Source organism: Mesorhizobium sp. M7A.F.Ca.AU.001.01.1.1, assembly GCF_004022735.1.
In the GTDB taxonomy this organism is placed as follows: Bacteria; Pseudomonadota; Alphaproteobacteria; order Rhizobiales; family Rhizobiaceae; genus Mesorhizobium; species Mesorhizobium ciceri.
The window spans coordinates 1-9,602 of the sequence record NZ_RZPF01000184.1 but is presented as its reverse complement, the minus strand read 5'-3'; the positions used below and the strand labels follow the sequence as shown (position 1 = coordinate 9,602).

The window sequence follows — 9,602 nt, the reverse complement described above, 5'->3', positions numbered from 1 at the left end:
GGAGGCAGGTTCGTCCTCCAACAGTTGCCGCAGTTCCCCTGGCTCGAACGCCATCATTGGTGGGGAGGCAGGCTCGTCTTCCAACAGTTGCCGCAGTTCCCCTGGCTCGAATGCCATCATCGGTGGGGAGGCGGGTTCATCCTCCAGCAGCTGCCGCGGCTCTTCCTCGTGCGGCAAGCGCCTCCTTAGCCGGTCTTGCAGCGCCTGCCGATCGGCAACGAGGTTGTCGAGGGGCAGCGGCTCGTGGTCTGGCCGCTGCCCTTTCACCAATCGTTCAACCAGCGCCCACGTGCCCTCCAGGACAAATACGCCGCAATCATAATGGTTCGTCTGTCTGGCCATGGGGGCTGGCGCCAAGGTGGCATTCAGCAGTCCTGCGAGCTGTTTTGCAGGCACGTCGTTATATCCCTCTCGCTGGAGGGAGTCGTAGTGATAGGCGAACCGCCTTTCCGGGTCGCGGCGATCAACGAGCAGCAGCGACCAATGGGTGCCGGGGCTAGTAGCCGTGCCATTATTCACTGGCAAGAACAGGAAGTCGGCTGTGGCGTTGTTTTGATTATAGATGGACTGCAATATGCCTCGAGCGTCTTGCGGCGACGTGTGTCGCAGTAGATGGGATACGGAAGGATCCACCAGCCGAGTCCGGGCAGCGAGCGCCGGATTGATCCCCTGCAGTTGCCCCTCCAGCAAATTGTAATCTCTCTGGATATGGGCGTCGCTCAGCCATTCGGCGGCGCCGAGCACCCGCCCCGTTGCAACGTTGGACGGGGCTGTCGGATCGAGCGCCCCGATCTGAGCCCCAGAGGAACTGGTAGTCAGTGTGGTCACATCAACCAGTGGAAGGCCGCGGTAGGTGCCTGGCAGCCTAGCGGTTGCTGGCGAGGCGGGTTGGGGAGCTCTTGCCGGTGCCGCTGGCCCAGCTTCAGCAGCGGCCCCAACGCGCCTGGTGACTGCGTCTGCCGGATGAGCAGAAAGGACAGTTTCGCGCCCGAGCACAATGCGCGGCAGGATATCCCGGAGGTGAGCCAATGCAGAACTGATACTTAGCCTATTACCATAGGAGACAGCCTTGAAGCTCTCAACATCTTTATCCAGCGATTTGTCGTGAATCCGAGCCGCAATCCCAAGCTTGTTATTTTGACGCAGGTACTGACTAAAATGTCTAAGAAAATTTGTATAGCCGCCCACGGTATCTGGATTCCGTCCGGTCGCAGGCGCTGCCAGGTACTCCTTGGTCGAAGCGGCTCTGTAATTTCTAATGAGCTCGGCATCGTCAGGATAGGGGATCACGACAGGGCGAGCCATAATCGGGGCTCCGCCTGTCGACTTCTTGAGGTAACGCAGTGCGCCAGCCACGGTGGAGGAACCACCCGTACTCTCGTACTCCTTGAGATCCTGATCCAGCGACGAATGGTAAAGCCGAGCAGCAAACCCTGGCTTGTTGTTTTGAAGGAGCCACCGACTAAAGCCGAAAAGAGAATTTACATTGTAAGTGACCGTGTTCGCTTTGGCCTTACCCGCGTGGAATGCTGCCCTCAGCCCTTCGATAGCGGTCGCATCGTTGGAATAGACAGGACGCTTGTCGGCACCGTCGGGGACTACAATTGGACGATCCGGCTGCACTGTCGAGGGCATCGACCCACCACCTCCGGGATGCGGTGCTGGGGTGGATTCGTGCTCATCCCTCTGCCTGACGAGCTGCGCCTCACATTCCGGTGTAGCCACCTCATGAGGATCCTGCATCGGTTCGATCCCCTCCATCTCCTGCTGCAACCAAGCCAAAGCTTGGCGAGCGGCCTGCGCGGCTTCATCAACCGCGGAGGATGTCTCCACACCTCTGGCGGACGCCGGCAGAGCCTGCTCCGCCCGCCGTCGAAAGAGCTCTGGCGAGGCGGATTTCTCCGCCCACAATCTGGGCTGCGTAGCGAGTCCCCGTCCAGATTTATGTGGCACCGCCTCGCTTGGCAGCGGGCTGCTCCTGTCCCGTGCAGCTACCAGCTCCTCCGGGGCGCCCTGGTCGCCGTGGCGCCAGTTCAAGTGAGGGACGGCCTCTCCAAAGTCGGGCGCTTGGTGTTGGTGCGCGGTTGGGGCGAGAGACAATGGTAGATCGGTGCCCTCCTTATAACCTACCGGCAGGAGCTCCTCTGGCCAATCGAATCCCTGCTGTGGTGCGGTATGCTGAGCAGCGTCGCCACGGGGACGAGCCTCCATGCTGACCGCGTTTTCCAGATGATTCCCGAGTATAACGCGCGGCGGGTTCTTGCGGAGATAAACCAGCGCAGATTCGATCGGAGCTCCACCATTAGAGGAGGCGGCCTTGTAGCTCTCAACATCTTTATCCAGCGATTTATCGTAAATGCGACCCGCAATTCCGAGCTTGTCATTTTGACGTAGGTAATGACTGAAATGGTTAAGAGCAGTTGCGTAGCCGCTCGCGGATCTGAAATGTCTGGTGAGCGCGGCGTCGTCAGGATGGGGGTTCAGGACAGCGCGACCCACAATCGGGCCGGCTCCGCCCATCGACTTCATCAATTGACGCAGTGCGCCAGCCACGGTGGAGGAACCACCCCTACTCTCGTACTCCTCGAGATCCTGGCTCAGCGACGGATGGTAAAGCCGAGCAGCAAGCCCTGGCTTGTTGTTTTGAAAGAGCCAACGACTAAAGCCGAAAAGAGAATTTGTGCTGCGAGTGACCGTGTCCGGCCTGGCTTTACCCGCAAGGAGTGCTGACTTCAGCCCTTCGATGGCGGTGGCATCGTTGGAATAAACAGGACGCTTGTCGGCACCGTCGGGGACCACAATTGGACGATCCGGCTGCACTGTCGAGGGCATCGACCCGTCGAGATGCGGTGCTGGGGTGTATTCGTGCTCGTCCCCCTGCATCACAAGTTGCGCCTCCCGTTCCGATGTACCCACCTGATCGGTGGGGAGTTGCATCATCACGCGAGCGCCTGAGTTGCCAACCTCACCTGGTTGCCGCTCAGTGACAGCATGCTGCAGATTGCTTTGGATCCTCTGCCTCTTCGTTGGTCTCAACTCACCTTTACCATGCGAGCCATTGACGAGGACCTCCTCGCCTAGCGCACCCATCAACTCGTCCGCCGCCTGCAGTTCGCCCAAGTGCTGCTCAAAACCGGCTTGGCCGGCCTGTCCGCTTGCTCGTGCGGTACGGCGTGCTGCACCTGCAGCCAAGCTGCCACGATGAATGTCTAGTTTGTACGGGTGCACGCTATCCTCACTTCCACAGATCACATGAGCAACCTACTCAGGCAAGCTTTCGAGAGGCTGACGAGGTCCGCCGCCGCGGAAGGCGAAGGCTGGTTTTCTGCTCAGCGGTTGACGGCCTCGCGTGTTGCGGCCGCGCCGGGTATCACGCCAATCAATCTGAATAGTCGATGCGTCAAACGAACCAGGATGGGATTTTCGTAGCGGGGCTGCTCTACTCACTCTTGTCCTGAGGGCAGAATTCAACCATATCGCCGAGCAACTGGATGCCGATTGGATACCCGATCCGGAAAGCTTCAGCTCATATGTGACGCGAGGATGAGAATCGTGGCAGCTCCAGACCGACGGGCTGCCACCCACAGCGGCGATGACCGACGAGGGTCTTCTATTGCCAAGGCAATCGTCCGTTCGGGGACCTATGTGTTCCAATGCTCGTCGAGCGGATCGGTGGGCCGCACCGCCGTAGCGTTACGGCGAGCGGAAGCGGCGTTGGGTGCGGCTTTTCCCCTGAACGCTTCACACCAGGCTGATAGGGGATCTTGCAATCGCACACACGCGGTCTGCAGGCGTGCCTATCAAGCAGTTTGCTCAGACCAACGTCGCGGCGAGCCGATCCTCAATACGCAGCGCAAGTCCTAGACTCCACGATCGTCCTTCGGTGCAGATTTGCTCGCGCCTCGCCCTGATTACAGCTGATAAGGCGAGCTAACAATTGCAAGAGCCACAAGCTATTCCAGCTCGATCGGTTTGGTGTTCCAGTCGGGCGGGGTCTGACCGAGAATGTTGCGAACGAAGAAGTCTAGGAGTTTGCGCTCGGTGTAGGTGCCTAGAGTATGGTGATTGGCACCAGGAACGTAGACCATGTCAAAATCTTTTCCTGCCTTGATGAGTCGATCGGCAAGCTGGAACGAGCAAAACGGATCGACATTATCATCCATTTCGCCGACCGCGATCATCAGCTTGCCCTGCAGCCTGTGAGCATTGTCAACGGCGGAGGATTGCGAATATTCAATGCCGACCGGCCACCCCATCCAAAGTTCGTTCCACCAGGTCTTGTCTATCCTGTTGTCGAAGCAGCCGTTTTTGGCGACGGCGACCTTGTAGAAATCGGGGTGAAAGAGCAGCGCGCTGACTGCACTCTGGCCGCCGGCGGATGCGCCAAAAATGCCGACGTTGGATATGTCGTACCATGGATATTGCGCGGCCGCCGCCTTGTGCCACAGAATGCGATCGGGAAATCCTGCGTCCTTCAGATTCTTCCAAGCAACATCATGGAAGGCGCGGGAGCGGTTGTTGGTGCCCATGCCGTCGATCTGAGCAACGACGAAGCCCAGCTGCGTGAGCGGCTCTGTCCACCGCGAGAAGGATTTTGGGACGAAGGAGCCGTGGGGTCCAGCATAGATATTCTCCACAACCGGGTATTTCTTCGTCGGGTCGAAGTTGGCTGGCAGGTGGAGCACGCCCCAGATGTCAGTTTTGCCGTCGCGCCCCTTGGAATGGAAACTGAGCGGCGGCTGCCAGCCTGCGGCGACGAGCTCAGAAATGTCGGCCGTCTCGATCTGCTGGAGCTTGGCATTGTCGCTGGCGCGGTAGAGTGCCATGCGCGGGGGCAGATCGATGCGTGACCAGAGATCGACATAATAGCGCCTGTCAGGCGAGAACTCGATATGGTGGTTGGCCGGTTCGGGCGTCAGTGCAGTCAGTCCCTTGCCGTCAAAGCCGATGCGGTAAGCATGGACCCAATAGGGGTCCTCCTGCGAGTTCATCCCGCTCGCCTCGAACCAGATCTGACGCTTGACCGGATCGACATGGTTGACCCTCCGGACGACCCACTCACCTCGCGTGATCTGGTTTTCGAGCGCGCCTGTCCGGCCGTTGAAAAGATACAAATGCTCATACCCGTCGCGCTCTGATGCCCAGATGATCTCCTTCCCGTCATCGACATCGTAACGGAAGATTTTTCCGGCATCCTCCTGGCCATGCCCCAGCGGCAAATAATCAACGAATGTCTCGCTGGTCTCATCGATCAGGGAGCGCCCGCGGCCCGAGGCGGCGTCTACCTCGACCAGGCGATAAAGCTGATGCCCGCGCTGGTTATATTCGAAAGTGAAGCCGCGGCTGTCCGCCCACCACCGGAGAGGGGAAAGTTCGAAGACGTTCGAGAAGAGGGCACCGTCAATCACGATCTGGCGCCGGCCGGCAATGTCGAACAGGACTGGCTGGGGCAGCGGAAGGACATCGCCCGGCCTGGGATAGAATTTTGTTGAATATTCCCGCTCCAACTGGTCCGTCGAAGAATTGAGGTAGCGGACCTCTCGCCTATAGCCGGGGCGAACAAGGTAAGCGGCGAGGTGGCGCGAGTCCGGCGACCAGCTCAGCGTCGAAAAGACGTAGCAATTGCCTTCGGCTCCGTCCCGGCTCAGAGGAACATCCTGCAATCCGTCCTCGCTGCGCAGGAAAACGTTGCAGTTCTTGATATAGGCGATCCATTTGCCGTCGGGCGACGCGTTGCTCTTGTCGGGGTTGTTCTCCGCTGGCGGCGTGTAGCGGTGGCTGAGCTCCCTACGGTCCCCTTTCCTTGCATCGAATGTGGTGCTGGTACAGTCATAGCTTGCAAGGTCGCAGCTCCACCGGGTGTCTTCAATCTGGAAGTCGAGCCTGCGACCATCCTCACTCAGTTCGAAACGGTCGAACGGAAGATTGCCGGCTTGATAGCTCTCATGGCTCACCTTGTTTAGCGCTGCCGCCAGACGCGCCTGATCGAAAGCGGGCCGCTTGAAACCCGTGGCAGCATCGACCTGCATGAACTGCTGCTCGCCGTGGCTAGTCCGGCGGTAGACGAAGGCTTCACCCCCGGTCAGCCAGAAAGGCATTTTGGGGACATTGACAGTGAGCCCGCCATATCGATCGTTGATCGTAAGTGCGCGCTTGAAATCGGCCGGCGCTAGCGTCGGGTGTAAACTTTTCGAACCCTTGGCCAGCGTCTGAGTTGCCGATCGCCATGCGGCGCGCGTCAAAGCGCCGATCCTGGACATACCTGTTCACTTCTTTCGGTTTTCGGAATGCTAATTTTGAAGTTGGGTTCTCGTCGCCGGTCTGCAGCAGCGCCGAAGCGTCGCCTTGGAGGAGAGCCAGCACGCGGGTGCAGCCAGGCACGCGCAACAGGGGCGCTCCTTGGACATCCAGGCACTGGTTCGGGTGCCGATTGAAGAGTTGGCGTCCGCCGCCGAAACAACCAGGAAAGAGCGTCCATGCAGCCCTGACGCGACTATTTCCCCGCGAGTATGGCCGCTTGCTTTTCTGCATCATCTGAAAGGTCCTGCTCTAGTCGGGCCGGATGTCACCCCGGCAGAAATCATTGTGCTATTTCGACAATCTCCGAGCGATTGCCGCCGGCCCATGACGAGGTTTACCGATAGGGCGCAATATGCGTGCCAAAGGAAAAGCGGTTTAAATACACGGCAATCCGCCTATGTCGCATCCCCAACATCGTCGCACACCGGACAATGCCGGACGAAATTGTCCCGGGGCGTCAAATTGGTTTGATGGTGACCCAAGGAGTTCTGGCTTTATCTGAGGCGTTCGGCCTTTTTCGAAAGCCGGACTCTTCGCGCGTTTCCGACGGCCCGAAGCGCCTGATCAAAGCTGACGGCATTCCCGGGTCTTGGCCTTGCCACAGCAGCACCTGCTGCATCAATTCCGACGGACGCTGTAGAACACCTGCAACACACGGCCCGCAGCAATTTCTCCGGCGCAACGCTGGGGCGACCGCCTTTGGCACTGCAGGCGTACATGCCGGAAAGGATGCCGTCTAGCCGCACCAGCGCTCCATTGATCATCAGCCGGTGCGGGCACCAGGATGACCGGCTGGAACGAAATCTTCCAACCGCTTCATCGTGAACAGCTGCTCCATGAACACATCGCTCCCGTCAATCGAGCCGTCTCGCCAGGGGGATCAATAGTCTGTCTTTGGCGTAGGTATTTCAGCAGCCTGCTGTTAGCGTGCGGACGACGCCGACATCAACCGGCGGACAAATGCGACGAGGGCAACAAGCGCGCCTGACGCAACGCCGCCAGATCAGCCGAGCCCGTGCAGAAGCAGGCGACGGCCAACTGGCGGATGACGATCTCGAAATGCGCGACAACGGCCCCGGTGGACACTGTCGCCGCGCCCAGCACGCTGGCCGCCTGCCCGGCGATGTCCGCGCCCAGGCGGATGGCCTTGGCCACGTCGACGCCATCGCGGATCCCGCCCGACGCGATCAGCTTCACCGTTGGCAGCGCCCGACGCACCGCCTGCACGCTGGTCAGGGTGGAATCCCCCAATCGGCGAATGACATCGCCACTGCACGGTCGGCGGCATTGCGGGCGCGCTCGCCCTCCACTGCGGCCCAACTGGTGCCGCCGGCGCCGGCGACATCGATTACCGCCACGCCCGCCTCGACGAGCGCACAGGCACCGAGGCGGACAGGCCCGCCCCCACTTCCTTGGCCACCATCGGCACGCCCACGATGCGCGCGGCGCCAGCGATCAGCGCCAGGACGCCGCGCCAGTTCGCGGTCGCCCTCCGGCTGTACCGCTTCCTGCAGCGGATTGAGATGGACGATGAGCCCATCGGCCTCCAGCGCGTCCACCGCGCGACGCGCCAGGTCCAGGCCGTCGGCCTCCCGCAGTTGCGCGGCGCCGATATTGGCCAGCAAGGGAATGTCTGGCGCCAGGCGGCGCAGCGCGCGCGTTAGCCCCTGGGAGTTGCGGGATTGCAGGCTCACACGCTGCGAACCGCACATGGCGATCCCCAAGGCTTGCGCTGCCTCGCTCAAATGCCGGTTGATGGCCTCGGCCCGTGGCATGCCGCCGGCCATAGAGCTGATCAGCAGCGGCGCGCGCATAGCCTTGCCCAGCAGCGAGGCGCGCAGGTCGATCTGCGTCAGGTCCAACTCGGGCAGTGCGCAGTGTTCGAGATGGATGTACTCCCAGCCAGCGGCCACCGTGGCCGGCGCCGTTCGCCGATCCAGCACGATGTCCAGATGTTCGTCCTTCCCCGGCTCAGGGCGGTGTCGCTCATGCTCGCTCCATCCGTAGCAGCGGGCGACGGCGTTGCGTCGGATCGAACCGACGGCAGCGCGCCCAAGCCGCCGCCTCCGGCGCGTCCAGGCCGACGCACGCTGGCCTCCCCCTGCAGCGTCGCTGCGATAGCGGCTGGTCGAAGTCTGGTAGTACTGCGCGCGGATCGCCGCCATCGCCTCGATCAACGGTCCCCACGGCGCGGGAAAGCATTCTTCCGCCATCACCCGGTGCAGCATGCGCGTATGGCCGGCCAACTCGTCGTTGAGGAACTCAACCACAGGCATAGCCGGATAGCGCTGCAGAAGCAGGATCGCCGCGTTATCGCCGGCCGACCTGTCCTTGTCGCGTCCATGCAGATCGTTCTGCAGGCGCCCTATCACTGAGATGAGCCGCAGGACCTGGCGAAACGCTGGACGCGCGCGCAAGGTCGCCATGTCCAGCCCCCACAGCAGCGACAGGCAACAGAACACGGTCCCGTAAGCGATCGAATCGATGCCGTTGTGCAGGTACTCGGCGTAAGACCAGCGTCGCGCCCCTGCCGCCTGCGCGTGTCCGGCGCGCAGCGCCGCGCAGTAGCACCGGGTATAGTCGAGAAGCCGAGCATAGTCGTGACGATCGTAAGCGAGCGCAGCCAGCGAAGCGCGCAGCTGAGCGCAGCCCTCGAATCCGGAGAGCACGCACGGTACGCCGTGCCCCAGCGCCTGCTCCAGGGCGGCGAGCTGCTCCGGCGCGATCAGGCCAACGTCGTTGCAATCGTCTAGCCAGAACAGCAGCGCCAGTTCGCGATAGAACGCCACGATCAGCGTTTCGTCCTGCGGATCGCGGCCGGTGCGGGCGCTGGTGTCGCGCAGGCTCGGGTGAATGCGTTGCAGGATATACTGGCCGCCCCTTACCGCTTCCTCAGCATGCTCATCCGCGAAACCGGTCAGGGCACGCCCCCACTCAAGCACCTGCTGCAGCGCGCGTTCGGTCTGGATCATGGCGCCGCCCCTGCTCCCTCGGCTACGACGCGCCGCCCACAACGAAGCGCCAGCCACAACCCGGCGAGACCGCATCTCCGCGCCATAACGGCGATCGCGAAGTTATCGATCCGATTGCCAGTTGCTGATGCAAGCTCTTGTGAACGGCCGTTAGGACCGGCCCGCAGCCTCGCCGGCAGTATCGAGCAATCCGCTTGCGCCGGCTCGCCATAGCAGGCGAGGACGGCAAGGTCGCCGGCGGCAAACGCACGCGAGCACATTGCAAGCGACATCCGCGAACGCGGCGCCGACTGGTCAGCCTCCGCCTCGGTGCCCGCATATGTCCGCGAG

At 61.4% G+C, this 9,602-nt stretch carries 2 protein-coding genes and 3 pseudogenes; all 5 read right to left on the bottom strand.

Annotated elements, in window-relative coordinates:
* The coding region (locus tag EN884_RS13725; protein ID WP_245491929.1) for a Ulp1 family isopeptidase at window positions 1-3,120 on the bottom strand (3,120 nt) is incomplete at its 3' end.
* Window positions 3,121-3,953: 833 nt separating this feature from the next.
* Complete coding sequence (locus EN884_RS13720; RefSeq protein WP_063169235.1) at window positions 3,954-6,260, bottom strand: S9 family peptidase; 2,307 nt, start codon at window positions 6,258-6,260, stop codon at window positions 3,954-3,956.
* Between the two features lie 667 nt (window positions 6,261-6,927).
* Window positions 6,928-7,159: pseudogene (locus tag EN884_RS39525) on the bottom strand (IS5/IS1182 family transposase); the annotation flags it as partial.
* 86 nt (window positions 7,160-7,245) lie between these two features.
* Window positions 7,246-8,290: pseudogene (gene fni, locus EN884_RS13715) on the bottom strand (type 2 isopentenyl-diphosphate Delta-isomerase).
* 88 nt (window positions 8,291-8,378) lie between these two features.
* A pseudogene (locus tag EN884_RS13710) lies at window positions 8,379-9,272 on the bottom strand (hypothetical protein); the annotation flags it as partial.
* Window positions 9,273-9,602 lie beyond the last annotated feature (330 nt).